Genomic DNA, 17710 nt, shown 5'->3' with positions numbered 1-17710 from the left:
GCTGCCGTCCCCTCAATCAGCGTCCTCGTCCGGCAACGGGAAGGCGAGCGGCTCGGGGTCTGCCGGGTGCAGTGCCGGATCGTCGACGGCGAACGTGGCGATGCGGCCGCGCCCACTGTGTCGCGACTCGAACCGCACCGTCACCCGCCCCAGGCCGGATCCCCAGACCCAGCCGCGGCCGTGCTCGTCGTGCTCGACGTCGGCGCCCGGGTAGAAGCCGCCCTGCCCGCGCACCCCGCTGAGGGGGATCGCCTCTGGGTCCTCATTGGCCACTGTCTGTTCGGTGACGTCGACGGGGCCACTGGCGCCAGCCGTGGACCCGGGCCCGAGGTCGAAGAGCTTCTCCTGCGCGGCGGTCACGAAGTTGGACACACCGATGCCCAACAGGCGCACGCCCGCGCGGATGTCGACATCGCTGAGCAGGCTGATGCCTTCGGCGGCGATCTCCGCGCCGTCGGCCGTGGCGCCCCCGAGGCTGCGGCCGATGGTGCGGGTGGTGAAGTCGGCGAACCGCACCTTCAGGGTCACGGTCCGCGCGAAGAACCCGGCCCGGGTGAGCCGTCGGGCCACGTCCGCCGAGTCGCGGCGCAGGATCTGTTCCAGTTGGCCGCGGTCGGTCAGGTCGACGGCGAACGTGTCCTCGGTGGAGATCGACTTCGGGTCGCGTTGCGGTTGCACCCGCCTCGGGTCGCGGCCCCAGGCGAGTTCCGCGAGGCTCTCCCCCGCCGACTGGCCGAGTTCCCTGACCAGTTCTTTCCGGTCTGCGCCGCGCAGGTCCTCGATGGTGTGCAGGCCGATGCCGACGAGCCGCTGCTCCGTCGCCGGGCCCACCCCAGGGATGGCCCGCACCGCCAGCGGCGCCAGGAAATCCAGTTCCTCCTCGGGCCGCAGGATCCGGTGGCCGTTCGGCTTGGCGGCCTCGCTGGCCAGCTTCGCCAGGAACTTCGCGGAACCCACCCCCACCGAGGCGGTCAGCCCTTCCGTCCGCCGCTCCAGCTCGGCGCGCAGCCACTCGACGCGCTCCCCCAGTTCGTCGTCGGGCCAGCTGCTGGGTTCGAGATCGACGAAGGCCTCGTCCAGGCTCAACGGCTCCACCAGGGGCGACACCTCGCGCAACAGCCCCATCACCACCCGCGACGATGCCCGGTAGGCCTGGAACCGGCCGCCGAGGAACGCTGCGTGGGAGGCGCGCCGTCGCGCCTCCGTGCCGGACATCGCGGAGCGCACGCCGAACTTCCTTGCCTCGTAGCTCGCCGTCGCGACCACACCTCGCGGCCCGGAGCCGCCGACGACGACGGGCTTGCCCCGCAGCGACGGCTTGTCGCGCTGCTCCACCGCCGCGAAGAACGCGTCGAGGTCAAGGTGGAGGATGCGGCGCATGGAGATCCTCAGGGGTCTCTGACCAGCCGGCGACGGCTGGCTCAGGAACCGGCGGACGGGGTCGGGCGGTACTGGGCGAAGTCGTAGCCCTGGTGCACCTCGCGGCTCACCTCGGTCCATTCGTTGCGGGAGATCAGCGGGAACTTGGCAACCCCCTCAGGCTCCTGGTGCACGTGCGTGATGTCCAGCTCCGTGAGGTACGGCCACGCCCCCGCGTAGATCTCGCTGCCCCCGCCGACATAACAGATCCGCTCCGGCGTCTCCGCGGCCAGGTCGAGCGCCTCGGTGATGGAATGGGCCACCTCCACGCCGTCGTCGCTCCACTCTGGATCCCGCGTCACGACGATGATCCGGCGGTCCGGCAGCGTCCGCCCGATCTGCTCGTGCGTCCTGCGCCCGAAGATCAGCGTGTTGCCGCTGGTGACGGCCTTGAAACGGCGGAAGTCCGGCGGGATGTGCCACAGCATGTCGTCACCGGAACCGATGACCCCGTTGTCTGCCACTGCCGCGATAGCGACGATTCTCACGGGATCTCCTCCAGAGCGATCAGGTTTCCGTCAATGTCGTACTGAGCGGTGCCCAGTGGGTGTGCGTCCTCAATGGCGAGCACCGTCACCAGCGCCGTGGGGTTGCCGCGGTCGGTGAACACGAGCTCGACGCGGTCAGCGTGGCCGTTTCCGCCCAGGTCCATCGGCGCCTGTTCGATGCTCGTCATCACCAGCGACTGCCAGGGCTCCAGCTCCACGGCGGGCGGCACCTCGCCCTCCGACCCCTCAGAGATGACCATGGGCCGGTCGATCCGCCGGCTGAAGGTCCGCAGTTCACCAGGCGACCTCGGCGACATCGCAGTGCCCGTCACCCCGCCGATCTCGACGGTGAACTCACTGATCAACGTCAGGCCACGCTCCTGCAGCGTGAAGAAGGTCTCCTCGAGAGCGCCGTAGTCGATCGCGTAGGTCTCGACGTCCCCACCGCCCATGGAGGGCTGGGGCCAGACCTCTTCCATCATCGGTCCCCCCATCATGGGGGAACCCAACCGGGCGCCGAACACCAAGGCCGCGATGCCACCGACGCCGACCACTGCAGCCGCGGCGAGCCCGCCGATCAGCAGCCCCCGTCGACCCAGGCCGGCCGGCCGTCGGGTGCTGGTGCCTTCCCGGTAACGCGGCTGCGGCAGCCCGTCGAAGGCGCGCAACGCGTCTCCGTGGCTGGCCGACTGGAGCACCATGTCGCGGCGGGCCTCGAAGTCGGCGTCATCCAGGAGTCCGTCGGCGTAGTGCTGCGCCAACCGGTCGAGATAGGCGTCGCGCTCCGGGAAGTGGGGGCGCAGTTCACTCATGCGAGAAGGGTAGCTCAGCGGGGTCACACCGCGATGGGTGCCTTGATCGCGGGATGCGGGTCGTAGCCCTCCACCACGATGTCGCCCAGTTCGAACGCGTCGATCTCACGCACATCGGGGTTGAGGCGCAGGGTCGGCAGCGGCCGGAACTCCCGCGCCAGCTGCTCGGCGACCTGGTCGAAGTGGTTGGAGTAGATGTGGGCGTCGCCGAAGGTGTGGACGAACTCGCCCACCCGCAGGCCGGTGACCTGGGCCACCAGGTGCGTGAGCAGGGCGTACGAGGCGATGTTGAACGGCACGCCGAGGAATACGTCGGCCGAGCGCTGGTACAGCTGGCAGCTCAGAGCACCCGGGCTGCCGTCGGGCGACGGCGCGACGTAGAACTGGAACATCGTGTGGCACGGCGGCAGCGCCATGTCGTCGACGTCCGCCACGTTCCAGGCCGACACGATGTGGCGACGCGAATCCGGGTTGGTGCGCAGCGACTCGATGACCTTGGCGATCTGGTCGACGTGTCTCCCATCCGGGGTGGGCCAGGAGCGCCACTGGTAGCCGTAGACGGGCCCGAGGTTCCCGTCGGCGTCCGCCCACTCGTCCCAGATGGTGATGCCGTTGTCGTGCAGCCAGCCGATGTTGGTGTCGCCGCGCAGGAACCACAGCAGCTCGCCGAAGACGGAGCGGGTGTGCACCTTCTTGGTGGTGAGCAGGGGAAACCCGTCGCGCAGGTCGAAGCGCAACTGGTGGCCGAACACCGACCGGGTGCCCGTGCCGGTGCGATCGGACTTGTCCACGCCGGTGTCCATGATGTGCCGCAGCAGTTCGTGGTACTGGCGCATGTCAGCCGAGTTCCCTGAGGTAGTCCACGAACGCGCGGACGGCGATGCCGCGGTGCGAGATCGAGTCTTTCTCCTCCGCCGTCAGCTCACTCGACGTGGCGGTCATCCCGGCGGGCACGAACAGCGGGTCGTAGCCGAAGCCGTTCTCCCCCGCGGGCTGGTCGTTGATCCGGCCCGGCATGCGGCCGTGCCACACGCGGCGCTCGCCATCGGGCGCGACCATGGCCAGGGCGCAGACGAACCGGGCGGAGCGACGCTCGTACGGCAGCCCGTCGAGCTGTGCCAGCAGCAGCGCGTTGTTGTCCTCGTCATCGCACGCGGGGCCGGCCCAGCGTGCGGAACGCACCCCGGGCATGCCGTTGAGTTCGTCGACTTCCAGGCCGGAGTCGTCTGCGACGGCGAGCAGCCCCGTCGCGCGCATGGCCGCCTCGGCCTTGAGGAAGGCGTTGCCCTCGAACGTGCGCTCCGTCTCCTCGGGTTCGGGGTAGCGCTCGAAGTCGCCCAGGCCGAACACCTCGATGTCGAGGCCGGCGCCCTCGAGGATGCGCCGCAGTTCCCTGAGCTTCTTCGGGTTGTTGGTGGCCAGCACCAGCTTGTCAGGGCGGGTCACGCCAGCGCCTCGCGCTGAATCCGGGTCAGTTCGGCGCAGCCGACGGTGCCGAGGTCGATGAGCTCCCCCAACTCCTCACGGCTGAACGGCACGCCCTCAGCGGTGCCCTGCACCTCGATGAACTTGCCGGAGCCGGTCATCACGATGTTCATGTCGGTCTCGGCGGCCACGTCCTCGTCGTAACAGAGGTCCAGCAGCGCGGTGCCCGCCTTGTCGAAGCCGACGGAGACCGCGGCAACGGAGTCGGTCAGGGGTTCTCCGGCCAGGGCGCCGAGGCCGCGCAGATGGGCGACGGCGTCCGCGAGGGCCACGTAGGCGCCGGTGATGGCAGCCGTGCGGGTGCCGCCGTCGGCCTGGAGCACGTCGCAGTCGAGGACGATGGTGTTCTCGCCCAGCGCCTTGTAGTCCACGACGGCGCGCAGCGAGCGGCCGATGAGGCGGGAGATCTCGTGGGTGCGGCCGCCCACCTTGCCGCGGATCGACTCGCGATCCGAGCGGGTGTGGGTGGCGCGGGGCAGCATGGCGTATTCGGCGGTCACCCAGCCGAGGCCCGAACCGGAGCGCCAGCGCGGCACCCCGACGGTGACGGATGCTGCCACCAGCACCCGGGTGCGGCCGAACTCGACGAGCACGGAACCTTCCGCGTGGTCCAGCCAGTTTCGGGTGATGCGCACCGGGCGCAGTTGATCAGTGGTGCGGCCGTCGATGCGGGTCACAGTCATGGGCTCCAACTTAGCTTCTCTGGTCAGCGGGGGCAGTCGCAGCGCTCGGGCACGGGGACGCCCTCGAGGGCTTCTTCGATGTGGGCTCCGCAGCCCTGCCAGGTGGGCTTTTCACACCTGGGGCAGGTGACTTTCATGCACATGGCGTGTCTCCTCAATCGTGGTCGATGACGACGGTGGTGGCGTCCGTGACGAAGCCACCCAATAATCTACGCCCGATTCCCTGGAAGTTATGGGCGTCTCCCGTGGTGAGGAAGATGCGCTCCGCCTCCCGTGGCTGGTGGTGCAGCAGGCCCGCCTGGGTGAGCTGCGAGTAGGTCGACTGGGCGCAGGCCTCCGCCGACGAGACCAGTGTCACGCCGGTGCCCAGCACATAGCCGATGAGGCCCTGGAGCAGCGGGTAATGCGTGCAGCCGAGGATCAGGGTGTCGACCTGGGCCTTCTTGATGGAGGCCAGGTACTCCTCCGCGATGCCCAGCAACTCGTCGCCGCCGGTGATGCCCGCTTCCACGAACTCCACGAAACGCGGGCAGGCCTGCGGGGTCAGGGAGATGTGGGGCGCGATGGCGAAGGCGTCCTCGTAGGAGCGTGAGTTCACCGTCGACTGAGTGGCGACCACGCCGACCCTGCCGTTGCGGGTGGCGGCGACCGCGCGGCTCGCTGCGGGTAGGACGACCTCGGTGATCGGCACGTCGTAGCGTTCGCGGGCGTCGCGCAGCACGGCGGAGGATGCGGAGTTGCAGGCGATGACGAGCGCCTTGACGCCGCGCTCCACCAGGTGGTCCAGCCCCTGGAGCGCGAACCTGCGCACTTCTGCGATGGCGCGGGGGCCGTACGGCGCACGCGCGGTGTCGCCGAGGTAGACGAAGTCTTCGTTGGGCAACTGCTCGACCAGCGAGCGGAGGACGGTGAGACCACCGAATCCGGAGTCGAAGACGCCGATGGGTTGTTCGATGCTGGTCACGAGCGGTGATTCTAGCCCTCTGCCCCAATCCTCCAACTATGTGGGTGTGCAGGGCCCTTCCCTGGACCGAGGCTTGCACGCCCACATCGTTGGGGAACTCAGAGGGGTTCGAAGCGAGCCTGGAAGAAGCGCAGGTACCGGGGCTCGTAGACCATCCTGAGCCCACGCACGGATTCGCGGTGGTCGAAGCAGGCCTTCACCGATTCGGCCACCACATCCATGTGCGCCTGCGTGTAGACCCGCCGCGGGATGGTGAGGCGTGTCAGCTCCAGCTTCGGACGGTGGTTCTCACCGGTCACGGCGTCACGGCCGGCCGACACGATGCCCCGTTCCATGGCCCGGACCCCGGACTCGAGATACAGCTCCGCGGCCAGGGTCTGGGCGGGGAACTGGTCCTGCCCGAGATGCGGATAGAAGTCGCGCGCGTCGAGGAAGATGGCGTGGCCTCCCACCGGTTTCACGAACGGGACGCCCCAATGCTCCAGGAGGGCGCCGAGGTACCGGACCTGGCCGACGCGGCTCTTCATGTAGTCGTCGTTGAGCGCCTCGCGGATGCCGATCGCCATGGCCTCCATGTCGCGTCCAGCCATCCCGCCGTACGTGTGGAGGCCCTCGTAGACCACCACCAGGTTGCGCGCCTCCTCGAAGAGTTCGCGGTTGTTCGTGCTCAGCCAACCACCGATGTTGACCAGCGGGTCCTTCTTGCCGGACATGGTGGCGCCGTCGGTGTGCGAACAGAACTCCCTCAGGATCTCGGCGATCGGTTTGTCCGCGTAGCCCTCCTCGCGCTCCTGGATGAACAGTGCGTTCTCCATCGCCCGGGTGGCGTCCAGGTAGATCGGGATGCCGTGCTGCTGGGTGAGTTCTCTCACCGCACGCAGGTTCGCCATGGAGATGGGCTGCCCGCCGGCCATGTTCACCGTCGCCGCGACGCACACGTACGGGATCTTGTCGGCGCCCACCTCGTCGATCAGCGAAGAGAGCTTCTCCAGGTCGACGTTTCCCTTGAACGGGTGCAGCGAGTGCGAGTCATGCGCCTCGTCGATGATGATGTCGTGGAACGTGGCGCCGGCGCGCTCCTGATGGAAGCGGGTGGTGGTGAAATACATGTTGCCGGGCACGTGGTCGCCCGGCTTGATGAGGCTCTGGGAGAGCAGGTTCTCCGCGCCGCGCCCCTGATGGGTCGGCACCAGGTACTCCCAGCCGTAGCATTCCCGCACGGTCTGTTCGAGGTGGTAGAAGTTCTCGCTGCCGGCGTAGGCCTCGTCCCCCAGCATGATGCCGGCCCACTGGCGGTCGCTCATCGCGTTGGTGCCGGAGTCTGTCAGCAGGTCGATGTACACGTCCCGCGAACGTAACAGGAAGGTGTTGTACCCGGCCTCAGCGAGCGCCGCCTTCCGCTCCTCGGCGGTGGTCATGTGCAGCGGCTCGACCATCTTGATCCGGTAGGGCTCAGCCCAGCTGCGGCGGTCCTGCTGCTGCCCCATGGTGTGCAGGGAGGTGGGTGGTTTCGCGGCTCCTGGCATCCACCGATACTAGGCGTCTGGGCCTGTCAATGGTTCGTAATCGTCGGGGTCGTACACGGACCCGGTACGCAGGCAGCGCTCCCGCGAATCGATGAGGTCCTCCAGGATGTAGCCCAGCCATTCGACGAGGTCCACCAGGCCGGGGTTCGCGGACGCGACCGCCGGCGTGGGCTGGGCCAACCGCTCCGTGCCGGCCAGTTCGGCCCACCAGAACAGCCGCAGCGCACCCAGGGTGCGGGCCCAGTCGTCGACCGCGCCGAGCGTCACCGGGATGTAGTCGTGGTAGGCGTCCAGATTGTCCACGACCACCTGGGCCGCCTCGATCCGCGCCCTCGTCTGGGCGTGGATGGAGTCGCGCCAGAACTCGTCGGTCTGCTTCGCGTCGCCCAGGGCGGCCGGGAACAGCCGGGCCAGGCGGGGGTTGGCCAGCATCCGGTTGGTGGGGTCGTCGGACATGTCGGCGACGATCTGCTCGAACGGGTCGTCGCTCTCGGCGGGGAGGAGCTCCTCCAGGTGCTGGGTGTAGAACCGCACCATGGAGGCCAGCCCCTTGTCGCGGCCGTCCGCGCCGTCGAATTCCCAGACGATGTCCTCAGGCTCCAGGGTCACGACTGCTCCATCGTGGCCCACAGGTTGTACCCCTGCATGGCCAGCACGTCGCGTTCCATGGCTTCGCGGTTGCCGGTGGAGACCACAGCCTTGCCTTCGTGGTGCACGCGCAGCATGAGCTCCTCCGCCTTCTCCAGCGGGTACTTGAAGTACTCCTGGAACACGTAGGTGACGTAGCTCATCAGGTTGACTGGGTCATCCCACACGATGGTGACCCACGGCGCGGCGCTCAACGGCGTCTCCGTGGGTTGCTCGACGACCTCAACCCCTCCTGCTGGTGCTTGGCTCATGCCCCCTACTCTGCCACTACGCTGAAGCGCATGACCACAGCCCTGCTGACCGATCATTACGAGCTGACGATGGTGCAGGCGGCGATGAACGCCGGCACCGCGCAGCGGCGGAGTCTGTTCGACCTGTTCACCCGTCGCCTCCCCGAGGGCCGCCGCTACGGCGTCGTGGCCGGCCTGGGGCGTGCGATCGATGCCATCGAGAACTTCCGCTTCGGCGACGAGGAGCTCAGCTTCCTGTTGGGGAAGAACATCATCCACGACGAGTTGGCCGAGTACCTGGCCACCTACCGGTTCACCGGCGACATCTGGGGCTATCCCGAGGGTGAGGTGTATTTCCCCGGTTCCCCGGTGCTGTCCGTCGAGGGCACCTTCGCCGAGGCGGTGCTCCTGGAGACGGTCCTGCTCAGCATCTACAACCACGATTCCGCCATCGCCGCCGCAGCGTCGCGCATGACGGCCATGGCCGGCAACAGGGCGTGCGCGGAAATGGGCGCCCGCCGAACGCAGGAATATTCCGCCGTCGCCGCCGCCCGTGCCGCATACGTGGCGGGCTTCGCGTCCACGTCGAACCTGGAGGCGGGCCGCACCCACGGCATCCCGACGATCGGCACCGCCGCCCACTCGTTCACGCTGCTGCACGACACGGAAGAGGACGCGTTCCGCGCCCAACTGGCCACGCTGGGCGACAACACCACGCTGCTCGTCGACACCTATGACGTGGAGGCCGCCATCCGGCTGGGCGTCGAGCTGACGGAGGGCCGGCTCGGGTCCATCCGCCTGGATTCCGGCGACCTCGCCATCATGGCCCGCCAGGCGAGAGACCTCCTCGACGACCTCGGCGCCACGGCCACCAAGATCATGGTCACCTCGGATCTCGACGAGTGGCAGATCGCCCAGTTGCAGGGCTCCCCCGTCGACGGGTACGGCGTCGGCACGTCGCTGGTGACGGGCTCCGGGCACCCCACGTGCGGCTTCGTCTACAAGCTGGTGGCCCGCGCCGAATCCGAGGCGCCCGACGCCCCGTGGGTGCCGGTCGGGAAGAAGTCCAAGGGCAAGAACACGCTGGGCGGCCGCAAGTTCGCGATGCGCCGGCTGGGCCCCGACGGGCGGGCCGAATCCGAGGTGATCGGGCTGGGCACCCCGCCGGTCAACGACGGCAACGACCGCGAACTCCTGGTGCCCATCTACCAGGGCGGCGAGCTGGTGCATCACGCCACGCTCGACGACGCCCGACGCCGCCACCGCGAGTCCCTGGCTGAGCTGCCGATGTCCGCCCTGCGGATCTCGAAGGGAGACCCGGCGCTGGAGACCGTCATCCTGGACGCCGCCGGCGATGTGACGACCAACCCGTACCAGGCGGCACCGATCGTCACGAACCTCTGACGCGGTCAGCGCGCGGCACCCACCGCCTCGTTGGAACTTCCGACGGCGTCGGTGGCGTCACCTCCGGCGTTGAGCACCTCGCCAACGCCGCCGGGCATCGACAGGCCCGGCACCCCGGTCACGGCGCTGACCCCGCCGAGCGCGGCGTTGCCCGCCAGGTTGGTGGGGATCTTGATGGGGGCGGCCAGCGCGGTGAGCACTGCCTTGTCCACCAGCCCGGTGCCCTTCTTGGCCTTCTCGATGGCCAGGAACAGCTCGCGGATGGCTTTGAGGACGTCGGCCACCTTCTTCATCACGGCCTGAATCTTCGTCAGGGCCCGCGCCAGCGCCTGGAGCACCTTGGCGGCCCGCTCGACCCCCTTCAGCACGCTGGCCAACGCCTGCGCACCCTTGGCCAGGTTCGCGGCTACCCAGGCGACCGCGGACGCACCGGCCGTGAAGACGGCCAACGCGCCCGCCACCGCCAGCGATGACACCAGGAACTCGATGACGCCGCGGATGATGTCGAGGATCAGGTTGGCGCAGCTGACGCTCGTCTCCGCGGCTGAGCGCAGGATCTCCTGCGTCTGCGAGATGGCCGGCGCCAGTGACTCGAGTCTCTGACGCACCTGCTGCATCTTCGCGTCGAACGCCATCCGGGCCTGGCCGTCCCACATCCCGATGCCGGCCCGGGCCGATTCCACCTCCGCCGCCAACTGCTGCACCCGCTGGGCGATGGCGTCGTAGGTGGGCGCGTGGCCGGCGACCATGTTGGGATCACCCGTGATCCAGCGCAGCGCCTCAGACGTCTTCTGGTAGGGCCATTCGAGCACCTGCTGCACCGGCCACGGGCACTGCTGGTACCAGGAGTCCAGGGAGTTGTTGTACTCGGTCACTGCCCGGCCTCCCCGAAGAAGTTGTTGATGGCCTCAGTGGCGGCGGCGTCGATGGCCTCGTACGACTCTGCGCACAACTCGAGCCCATCGGACGTGGAGCCCAGCACTTCTGCCAGTTCCTGCAGGACCGTGGTGCACTCGGCGGTGTGCTCCTGGAATGCCTCGAAGATGCGCGTCTGCAACCACGGGACGCGTCCGAAGTCTGCCTGGGTCAGCTGCACCGAGCCCAGCGTCGACACCTGGTCAGCTGCTGTGGTGTGCATCTCGCCGAAACGCTCTCCGGCGGCGCGTAGGTCCGGGTAACTCACCGCGAAATCTGTCACCGGCCCAACCTACGTCACGCAGGGTCCACCCCTGGTCATGCTTCAATTCCTTCATGTCTGATTTCCCACGCGACGCTCTCGACAGCCCCCAGTTGAGGGAACTGATGGCACTCGCCGAGGCCACCTACACCGGGCACAGCCAGGACGGCACGGCCACGGCCGTCGTCGACGGCGGCCTGTCGGTGCTGTCCACCGACGCCGGGCCGGTGGAACGGCCGGCCCAGGCCGGGACCGCCCTCGTGCAGGCCATCAACGACGCACTGGCCCACGCCGAGCGCGACATCGAGAGCCGCGTCGCATCCGGCAGCCTGCTCTCCCCGCAACTCCGGGCGGTGCTCGAGACGGGGGTGCTCCCGGATGACGATGCGCCTCCGGCGGGAGACGTGCTGCGCACCTTCGAGGGAGCCTCTGACGACGGCGCGGTGGTCATTCAGGTCGACGCGAGGACGCGCCGTCTCACGGCCTGCTACGTACAGGACGTGCGGCCGGAGACCCTGGCCCAGGTGCCCGCGGCCACGAACCGGGCGCTCGCCTCGTCGCAGGTGGGGCGCGACGACGCCCAGCCGCTCAGCGAAACCCTGGACAAGCTGCTCAGCCACTTCGACACGGACATGACCGCCCTGGAAGGACGCCTCGCCGCCGTCGACGACCAGCTCGACGAGATCCTGCGCAAGCTCAGCTAGCGCAGCCTGTTACCGCGCGAGGCCGACAAGCTCACGCCACGCCGTGACGAGCCGCTGGGCGCGCCGCCAGAAGAACAGGCCTGCGACGAGCCGCACCATCGAGCCGTCTGACATCGTGAGCCGCAGCCGGCCGTGCTGCCCCAGCCGTGGGTCGTGCCGGATCTCCGCCACCGCATCGAGCGGCCAGGCGCCCTTGACGACGGGGGTGCCGTTCACCGGCAGGTCGACGGCGAGCACCCGCGCGTCGGTCAACACCAGGTGGGCGTGTCCGTCGAAAGCCCGTGCCACGCCCGCGGCCAGGGATGCCTGCGAGCCGTTCAACGTCAGGCCCGAGATGGCGGATTCGGCGGCCCGATTCCACTTGGGCACCGTCAATCCGTCGATGATGTCGAACGTGACGACATTGTCCTCGGGGCCGGTCTGCTCCCTACCCGCCATGTAGGCGACGTACGGCGCGGCCACGGTGCGTTCCCCCGGCTCGAGGACCTGGGCGAACTCGTCCGCGTAGATCTTGACGGGATCAAACATGGGGCACCTTCCTCAACGACTGGCCCGAGTATGCCGCACCGCAGGGCGCAGGACGCCGCCTCACCCGGGCGGGGTCAGCCCCAGCGCGACTCGGGCTGGCTGTCGAACCCGTTCATCACCGCGGCCAGGCGCCGGGGCAGCTCGGCCTGGAAGATCTCCGCCAGATCCAGCCGCTTCCCGGCGGCGTCGCCCAACGGGACCCGCCAGTTCGGGTACTCGTTGATGGTGCCCGGCTGGTTCTGGGCCCGGCGCTCCCCCACCGCGTCCGCGAGGGCTGCCAGCAGCACCTTCGACGGGGTCCGCAGCAGGAACTTGTGCAGCGCGAGCATCACCTCGACGGGGTCGTCGCGGTGCGCGGGATCCAGCAGTCCGTCGACGATGAGCTTGGTCACCCAGTCCGCCTGCTCCTGCTGCGCCCCCGCGAGTTCGGTCTCGAGCGGCTCCGTGAGCAACCCCAGGTCGTGGCGGAGCCGGACGTGGTCGCCGGCGAGGTAGCCCAGCGTCGGCGGCAGGTCGTGGGTGGTGACGGAGGCCATGCAGTACTCGCGCCACCACTGCGCGTCGAGCGGCTCCCCCTGAAGCCCCGCTTCAAACCACAACACCGAGGTGCCGAGGAGCCCGCGGCGCGAGAGGTAGTCGCGCACCCAGGGCTCCACCGTGCCGAGGTCTTCCCCGACGACGAGCGCCTGGGCGCGCTGAGCCTCCAGCGCCAGGATGCCGATCATGGCCTCATGGTTGTTGCGCACGTAGGTGCCGGCGGTGGGGCCCAACCCCTGCGGCACCCACCACAGGCGGAACATGCCGATGATGTGGTCGACCCGCAGGCCACCGACGCGGCGCAACGCCGCCGCCACCATGGCGCGGAACGGTTCGTAGGCCAGTTCCTCGAGTCGGTCAGGGCGCCAGGGCGGCTGACCCCAGTCCTGCCCCGACTGGTTGTACTGGTCCGGCGGCGCTCCGACGCTCATGCCCTGGGCGAACACGTCAGGCATCATCCACGTCTCCGCGCTGTAGCGGTGCACGCCGACGGCGAGGTCTGTGACGATGCCCACCGGCATGCCCACCTCGTCGGCGACGGTCTGGGCGGCGGACACCTGCGTCTGCGCCACCCACTGCAGCCACTCGAAGAAGTCCACCTCCTCGGCGTTCGCCTCCGCGAAGGCAGCCACCGCGGGCGACGAGGGCGAGCGGTAGGCCTCCGGCCACTCCGCCCATAACTGACCGAACTCGATGCTCAGTGCGCTCCAGAGTGCGAAGAACCGCAGGCCGATGCCCTCGCGGCCGCGGAAGTCCTGGAACGCGATGTGCCTGGCCGGGCGCATGCCCGCCCCGTGGATGATCCGCAGGGCCTCGAGCTTCAACGGCCAGATGGCGTTGCGGTCCACGATGCCGGAGGTGTCGGCCGCCTCCTGCGCCTGCTCCAGCAACAGCTTGATCCGCTTGCGCTCGTCCTTGCCGAGGGTGGCGTACTCGGGGATGGATTCGGGGTGGATGTAGATGGGGTTGATGAACCGGCGGCTGGCGGGCAGGTACGGCGACGGCTCGATCGGGGGTGCCGGCTCAGCCGCGTGGAGCGGGTTGATCAGCACGTAGCCGGCGAACTGGCGCGTGCCGGACCAGGTGATGAGGTCTGCCAGGTCGCCCAGGTCGCCGATGCCCCAGGAACGCGAGGAGGTGACCGAGTACAGCTGGGTGCCGTAGCCCCAGATCCGGTTGCCGCGCATGCGCGTGGGGAAGCCGACGAAGCTCGGCGTGATGATCAGCGACGACCGGTGCGTGCCGGCGACGGTGTGCGCCACGATCTCGTGGTAACCGATGGGCAGGTCGTCGCCCAGCCAGAAGGTCGCCTCCCCGATGGGTGCACCGTCGACCCACCGGTCCGGTCTGGCGTTCTCCGACTGCCACGTGCTGCGGGTCTCGCCGGATTCCAGCCGCACCGAGATCTCGACGGAGGTCCCGGCGGGGACGTGCACGTCGACGTGGATGCCCTGGCCCTCTTCCGCCACGGTGCACGCGGGGAGGGTGCGGCGCCAGCGGTCGTCCTCCAGCCGGGTGAGCGCGTCATCGGCCGCCTGCGGGGTGGAGGCGTCGATCTCGAAGGCGCGGAGCACCTCGATGATGGTCTCGGCAGGAATGGCCTGGTGGCGGCCCTTCCAATCCCAGAATTCCTGGGCGATGCCGAACTTCTCCGCCAGCTGGGCAAGCCCTGGGTACACGTCGCTCACCGCAACGACCCTATCGGATCTTCAGGACGACGGTGCGCGCGATGAGGTCTGCGAGTGTCTGCTTGCGCGGGGTGAAGGCCGCGAAGAGCCCGTTGATGAGCCCGATGAAGGACAGCGCGTAGAGCACGGGCGACACGATGGAGCGCAGGACGATCGTGCCCCAGCCCATCTTGGCGTCCGGGTTGGCGGCGGGCACCGTGCGGGCACCGATGGCCATCTGTCCGAGCGTGGCGCTCTTCCAGGCGTACATGGCGATGCGGTACACCGCCCACACCGCCACTTGGATGAGGGACAAGATGAGGACCGCCTCATTGAAGTCCGCCGGGAGATCCGGCGGCGCTGTGGTCTGGCTCTCGGACCAGACCATCAGGTCGCGGAACCACTGCTCCATCGCGCCCGTGGCGCGGGCCGTGATGCCGGTGGCAGCACCCACCAGCCAGTTGGGGATCATGATGACGAGGCCGTCGAGGATGAAGCCCAGCACGCGCCACCAGAAACCGGCCGGACGCGGGAGCTGCTGCGCTCCGTAGCCGGCGCCGTAGCCCTGCACGCCGCCGTAGGGCTGCTGCCCGTACTGCGGTTGGTAGGGCTGCTGTCCGTACTGGGGCTGCTGCCCGTAGGGCTGCTGGCTGTACTGCTGCTGGGGCTGCTCTCGCTGCTGTGGGGGGCCGGCGTAGGACTGCGTCGCGCCGTAGCCGGACGCCCCGGCCGACCCACCGGGGGCTGCGCCCGGCGCTGCCTCGGGAGCCGCCTTGTCCCGGGTGGACTGCGACCATGCAACGCCGTCCCAGAACCTCTCACCCCCGGATCCGGCGGGATCCGGGTACCAACCGGCGGGGGGCTGCTGCGGGGTATTCGTCATGGTTCCAAGGATGCCAGAGATCAGCGGACTTCCCCGGCGGCTTGTTTTTAGGGGAGAATGCTTATCGCAATGGAGATGATCGGGCGCTACAGGATCACCGGACGTATCGGGTCCGGGTCTTTCGCCACCGTCTACCGCGGCCAGGACGACACGCTCGACGTGCCGGTGGCCGTCAAGGTGCTCGCCGATAACTGGGCCACCAACGACGATGTGCGCGCCCGTTTCCTGGCGGAGGCGCGCCTCCTGCGCCGGATCTCGGATGAACGCATCGTGCGGGTCTACGACATCGGCACCACGGACCGGGGGCAGCCCTACTTCGTGATGGACCTCGCCAACGGCGGGTCGCTGGAGCAGTTGCGCAAGCGCATGGTGGCTCCCGGCCTGGCGCTACGGCTCTGCGCCGAGGCCGCCCGCGCGCTCGAGGTGCTGCACCGCAACCAACTGGTGCACCGCGACATCACGCCCGGCAACATCCTGCTCACGAACTCGTCTGGCGGCGTGCGGGTGATGCTCGCAGATCTCGGCGTGGCGAAGTCGCTGCTGGACGAGTACCGCGACACCATGACGGCCGGCACCCCGGCCTACATGGCGCTGGAACAGGCCAACTCGTCGCAGCTGGACCAGCGCTCGGACATCTACTCGCTGGCCTGCGTCACCTACGCCCTGCTGACCGGACGTCCGCCGTTCCCGGTCAAGACGCTCGCGGAGTTGCTCAGCCGCAACCACACCATCGGCCCGGCCGCCATCGCGGACCAGATCGGCGCGCCGGAACTGCTGGACCAGCTGATGGCCTCTGCCCTCTCGCCGGATCCCAACCGGCGCCCCCAGACCGCCGCCCAGTTCGCGGAGGTCCTGGACCGCTTGGCGGACAAGCTCCCCGGCGGCGACTCGTACCAGCCGCGGCCCATCACCTCGACGACGGCGGTGATCGGGCAGATGCCCTCCGCGCCGCAGCCCATGGGCGCCCTGATCAGCGGCGGCAGGCAGAACGGTGGCAGTCTCCCTTCGCGCAGCGAGACCCCGGCCTCCATGCTGGACAACTACATCGGCCGCGGTCGCTACGCCCCGAAGAAGTCGGTCGAGACACACTCGCCGTGGTTCTACGTGTGGGTCACCAGTTCCGCCATGCTCCTGCTCGGCCTGACGATCTGGCTGACCATCTACGTGCTCACGCGCTGAGCACGCAACTCGTTCTCGATCCAACCGATGCGTCGGCTGAGCGCAATGGCCGCCACCGCGAGGAGCAGCACCGCACCGAGTGACACCGTGTAGCTGAGCTTCCTCGGCTCCACAAACAGCAGTGCGGTGTAGATGCCGCCGGCGACCGCGGTCACCACGGAGTTACCGACCGATTCGGCCAGTTGGAGCGACGACTGGTGCCGCCCCTGCTCGAACTGCGACGACAACCCCATCACCGCCACGGAACTGCTGGGCATCGTGAGCCCCATGCCCAGCCCTGCGACGATCCACCCGGCCAGCGCGGCCGCCAGCGGCATCCCGGGGAACCAGGCGAAAGCCACCAGCGTCGCGATCCCGAACGCCGAGAGTGCCGCCCCCAGCGTGATGAAGGCGTCTCGGCTGAGGGGCACCCAGCGCTGCGCCTGCAACCACGACGCGAGGGTCCACCCGAGGCTGCCGACGGTGAGCGCGAGGCCCACCTGGAACGGCGTGTAGCCGCGCAGGTGCTGGAGCGTGACCAGCACGATGGTCTCGGCCGCGAAGAAGGCGCCCGCCTGGGTGGCGCGGGCCAGGACGATGCTCGGGATACCGGGCCCGAAGCCCAAAGCCTTGGGCGCGATGATGCGCTTGAGCCCCCAGGCCAACGCGGCCACACCCGCGATGGCAGAGACCCAACGCCAGAGCCCCAGCGGCTGGCCGGCGAGCAGGATGAACGACGGCGCCAGCGTCACCGCGATGGTGGCGGCGACCGGGACGGGCGGCACGTCGCCGTCGCCGTGGAACTCCGCCTGGACGCGCCGCAGCCCGGGCAACGTGATGGCGAACGCGATGACCATCAGCGGCACCATCACGGCGAAGACCAGCCGCCAGTTGGTCAGCGTCAGCCAGGCGGCGATGGGCGGGCCGACGAAGGCCGGGAGCAGCCAGCAGAACGACACCAACGCCATGGCCTTGGGGCGGTCCTCGGGCCGGAACCCGTGCGCGACGATCACCATCAGCGTGAGGTTGAGCGCGCCGGCACCCAGGCCCTGGACGACGCGGCCGGCGAGCAGCACCCATACCGACGGAGCGAGCCAGCCCATCACCAGCCCGATGCCGAACAGCGCGAAGCCCACATAGATGGGCAGCGACGGGCCGCGCCGATCCGTGACCCGGCCGGCCACAATGACGGCCAACAGCATGCCCGACACGAAGGTGGTGAAGGCCCAGGGGTACAGGACGGCGGCGCCCAGGTCCTCCATGACGGTGGGCAACGCCGTCGCGATGCCGATGGCCTGGAAGGCGACCGCGAAGACGCTCAGCATGATGCCCACGATGAGCGCCCACCGTCCCTGCGTCATGAAACCTCCTTGGCCGCGCCCCATTGTGCCGCACGT

20 protein-coding genes are annotated in these 17710 nt (G+C 69.0%); 3 read left to right on the top strand and 17 right to left on the bottom strand.

The window, feature by feature from the left end; translation table 11 throughout:
* Nucleotides 1-12: 12 nt before the first annotated feature.
* The 11 genes from ACZK4S_RS05820 to clpS all read right to left on the bottom strand — a co-directional run bounded on the left by ACZK4S_RS05820 (nucleotide 13) and on the right by clpS (nucleotide 8276).
* Complete coding sequence (locus tag ACZK4S_RS05820) at nucleotides 13-1380, bottom strand: DNA polymerase IV (RefSeq protein ID WP_463643666.1); 1368 nt, start codon at nucleotides 1378-1380, stop codon at nucleotides 13-15.
* A gap of 41 nt (nucleotides 1381-1421) precedes the next feature.
* Nucleotides 1422-1907 (bottom strand): dihydrofolate reductase, encoded by a 486-nt coding sequence (locus ACZK4S_RS05815; protein WP_463643665.1) that lies wholly within the window; start codon nucleotides 1905-1907, stop codon nucleotides 1422-1424.
* On the bottom strand, nucleotides 1904-2719 hold the full coding sequence (locus tag ACZK4S_RS05810; RefSeq protein ID WP_463643664.1) for a DUF1707 SHOCT-like domain-containing protein: 816 nt from the start codon (nucleotides 2717-2719) through the stop codon (nucleotides 1904-1906). The genes ACZK4S_RS05815 and ACZK4S_RS05810 overlap by 4 nt, the downstream gene beginning before the upstream one ends.
* A 23-nt stretch (nucleotides 2720-2742) precedes the next feature.
* Complete coding sequence (locus tag ACZK4S_RS05805) at nucleotides 2743-3555, bottom strand: thymidylate synthase (protein ID WP_463643663.1); 813 nt, start codon at nucleotides 3553-3555, stop codon at nucleotides 2743-2745.
* Nucleotide 3556: 1 nt separating this feature from the next.
* On the bottom strand, nucleotides 3557-4165 hold the full coding sequence (gene rdgB, locus ACZK4S_RS05800; protein ID WP_463643662.1) for an RdgB/HAM1 family non-canonical purine NTP pyrophosphatase: 609 nt from the start codon (nucleotides 4163-4165) through the stop codon (nucleotides 3557-3559).
* A complete protein-coding gene (gene rph, locus ACZK4S_RS05795; RefSeq protein ID WP_076060371.1) occupies nucleotides 4162-4887 on the bottom strand; it encodes a ribonuclease PH in 726 nt (241 codons plus the stop codon). The genes rdgB and rph overlap by 4 nt, the downstream gene beginning before the upstream one ends.
* Before the next feature lie 23 nt (nucleotides 4888-4910).
* Nucleotides 4911-5024, bottom strand: coding sequence for a DUF8730 family Cys-rich protein (locus tag ACZK4S_RS15510; protein ID WP_527252160.1), 114 nt, complete (start codon nucleotides 5022-5024; stop codon nucleotides 4911-4913).
* A 17-nt stretch (nucleotides 5025-5041) separates the two neighbouring features.
* Complete coding sequence (gene murI / locus ACZK4S_RS05790) at nucleotides 5042-5851, bottom strand: glutamate racemase (RefSeq protein ID WP_076060368.1); 810 nt, start codon at nucleotides 5849-5851, stop codon at nucleotides 5042-5044.
* A 98-nt stretch (nucleotides 5852-5949) separates the two neighbouring features.
* Nucleotides 5950-7377, bottom strand: a complete 1428-nt coding sequence (locus tag ACZK4S_RS05785) for a tyrosine phenol-lyase (RefSeq protein WP_463643661.1) — start codon at nucleotides 7375-7377, stop codon at nucleotides 5950-5952.
* A 9-nt stretch (nucleotides 7378-7386) separates the two neighbouring features.
* Nucleotides 7387-7986: a DUF2017 family protein gene (locus tag ACZK4S_RS05780; protein WP_463643660.1), complete on the bottom strand. Its 600-nt coding sequence runs from the start codon at nucleotides 7984-7986 to the stop codon at nucleotides 7387-7389.
* Nucleotides 7983-8276: an ATP-dependent Clp protease adapter ClpS gene (gene clpS, locus ACZK4S_RS05775; protein WP_076060360.1), complete on the bottom strand. Its 294-nt coding sequence runs from the start codon at nucleotides 8274-8276 to the stop codon at nucleotides 7983-7985. The genes ACZK4S_RS05780 and clpS overlap by 4 nt, the downstream gene beginning before the upstream one ends.
* Before the next feature lie 21 nt (nucleotides 8277-8297).
* On the opposite strand from clpS, the gene ACZK4S_RS05770 reads away from it, so the two are divergent.
* Entirely contained in the window at nucleotides 8298-9659 is a 1362-nt protein-coding gene (locus ACZK4S_RS05770; protein ID WP_463643832.1) for a nicotinate phosphoribosyltransferase, read from the top strand.
* A gap of 5 nt (nucleotides 9660-9664) precedes the next feature.
* On the opposite strand, the gene ACZK4S_RS05765 is transcribed toward ACZK4S_RS05770, so the two are convergent.
* Nucleotides 9665-10534, bottom strand: a complete 870-nt coding sequence (locus ACZK4S_RS05765; protein WP_463643659.1) for a WXG100 family type VII secretion target — start codon at nucleotides 10532-10534, stop codon at nucleotides 9665-9667.
* The gene (locus ACZK4S_RS05760; RefSeq protein ID WP_463643658.1) at nucleotides 10531-10857 is read right to left on the bottom strand and encodes a hypothetical protein; all 327 of its coding nucleotides are present in this window, start codon (nucleotides 10855-10857) and stop codon (nucleotides 10531-10533) included. Before ACZK4S_RS05760 ends, ACZK4S_RS05765 begins: the two co-directional genes overlap by 4 nt.
* 53 nt (nucleotides 10858-10910) lie before the next feature.
* Between ACZK4S_RS05760 and ACZK4S_RS05755 the strand changes: the two genes are divergently transcribed.
* Nucleotides 10911-11540: a YbaB/EbfC family nucleoid-associated protein gene (locus ACZK4S_RS05755; protein ID WP_143570906.1), complete on the top strand. Its 630-nt coding sequence runs from the start codon at nucleotides 10911-10913 to the stop codon at nucleotides 11538-11540.
* A 9-nt stretch (nucleotides 11541-11549) separates the two neighbouring features.
* Here the strand turns inward: ACZK4S_RS05755 and ACZK4S_RS05750 are convergent, their stop codons facing one another.
* The 3 genes from ACZK4S_RS05750 to ACZK4S_RS05740 form a co-directional block, all read right to left on the bottom strand.
* Entirely contained in the window at nucleotides 11550-12068 is a 519-nt protein-coding gene (locus ACZK4S_RS05750; protein ID WP_076060348.1) for a hypothetical protein, read from the bottom strand.
* Between the two features lie 74 nt (nucleotides 12069-12142).
* Nucleotides 12143-14293 (bottom strand): 4-alpha-glucanotransferase, encoded by a 2151-nt coding sequence (malQ, locus tag ACZK4S_RS05745; protein WP_463643657.1) that lies wholly within the window; start codon nucleotides 14291-14293, stop codon nucleotides 12143-12145.
* Between the two features lie 10 nt (nucleotides 14294-14303).
* A complete protein-coding gene (locus tag ACZK4S_RS05740; protein ID WP_459397307.1) occupies nucleotides 14304-15155 on the bottom strand; it encodes an RDD family protein in 852 nt (283 codons plus the stop codon).
* A 57-nt stretch (nucleotides 15156-15212) separates the two neighbouring features.
* On the opposite strand from ACZK4S_RS05740, the gene ACZK4S_RS05735 reads away from it, so the two are divergent.
* Nucleotides 15213-16334 carry a serine/threonine-protein kinase gene (locus ACZK4S_RS05735; protein ID WP_463643656.1) on the top strand — a complete coding sequence of 374 codons (1122 nt, stop codon included), beginning with the start codon at nucleotides 15213-15215 and terminating at the stop codon, nucleotides 16332-16334.
* On the opposite strand, the gene ACZK4S_RS05730 is transcribed toward ACZK4S_RS05735, so the two are convergent.
* The gene (locus ACZK4S_RS05730; RefSeq protein ID WP_463643655.1) at nucleotides 16316-17674 is read right to left on the bottom strand and encodes an MFS transporter; all 1359 of its coding nucleotides are present in this window, start codon (nucleotides 17672-17674) and stop codon (nucleotides 16316-16318) included. The two genes, ACZK4S_RS05735 and ACZK4S_RS05730, sit on opposite strands and share 19 nt — an antisense overlap.
* Between the last annotated feature and the right edge of the window lie 36 nt (nucleotides 17675-17710).

This window comes from Tessaracoccus zhenghani, from assembly GCF_055326325.1.
The sequence above is the reverse complement of the archived record's forward strand: the minus strand, read 5'-3'. Positions and strand labels throughout refer to the sequence as shown.

Excerpts from the sequence above, each read along its gene's own strand:
- ACZK4S_RS05805 (WP_463643663.1), bottom strand. The coding sequence starts at position 3,555 with ATGCGCCAGTACCACGAACTGCTGCGGCACATCATGGACACCGGCGTG.
- ACZK4S_RS05810 (WP_463643664.1), bottom strand. The coding sequence starts at position 2,719 with ATGAGTGAACTGCGCCCCCACTTCCCGGAGCGCGACGCCTATCTCGAC.
- ACZK4S_RS05820 (WP_463643666.1), bottom strand. The coding sequence starts at position 1,380 with ATGCGCCGCATCCTCCACCTTGACCTCGACGCGTTCTTCGCGGCGGTG.
- ACZK4S_RS05755 (WP_143570906.1), top strand. The coding sequence starts at position 10,911 with ATGTCTGATTTCCCACGCGACGCTCTCGACAGCCCCCAGTTGAGGGAA.
- ACZK4S_RS05750 (WP_076060348.1), bottom strand. The coding sequence starts at position 12,068 with ATGTTTGATCCCGTCAAGATCTACGCGGACGAGTTCGCCCAGGTCCTC.
- ACZK4S_RS05735 (WP_463643656.1), top strand. The coding sequence starts at position 15,213 with ATGCTTATCGCAATGGAGATGATCGGGCGCTACAGGATCACCGGACGT.
- ACZK4S_RS05740 (WP_459397307.1), bottom strand. The coding sequence starts at position 15,155 with ATGACGAATACCCCGCAGCAGCCCCCCGCCGGTTGGTACCCGGATCCC.
- ACZK4S_RS05785 (WP_463643661.1), bottom strand. The coding sequence starts at position 7,377 with ATGCCAGGAGCCGCGAAACCACCCACCTCCCTGCACACCATGGGGCAG.
- ACZK4S_RS15510 (WP_527252160.1), bottom strand. The coding sequence starts at position 5,024 with ATGAAAGTCACCTGCCCCAGGTGTGAAAAGCCCACCTGGCAGGGCTGC.
- clpS (WP_076060360.1), bottom strand. The coding sequence starts at position 8,276 with ATGAGCCAAGCACCAGCAGGAGGGGTTGAGGTCGTCGAGCAACCCACG.
- ACZK4S_RS05730 (WP_463643655.1), bottom strand. The coding sequence starts at position 17,674 with ATGACGCAGGGACGGTGGGCGCTCATCGTGGGCATCATGCTGAGCGTC.
- rph (WP_076060371.1), bottom strand. The coding sequence starts at position 4,887 with ATGACTGTGACCCGCATCGACGGCCGCACCACTGATCAACTGCGCCCG.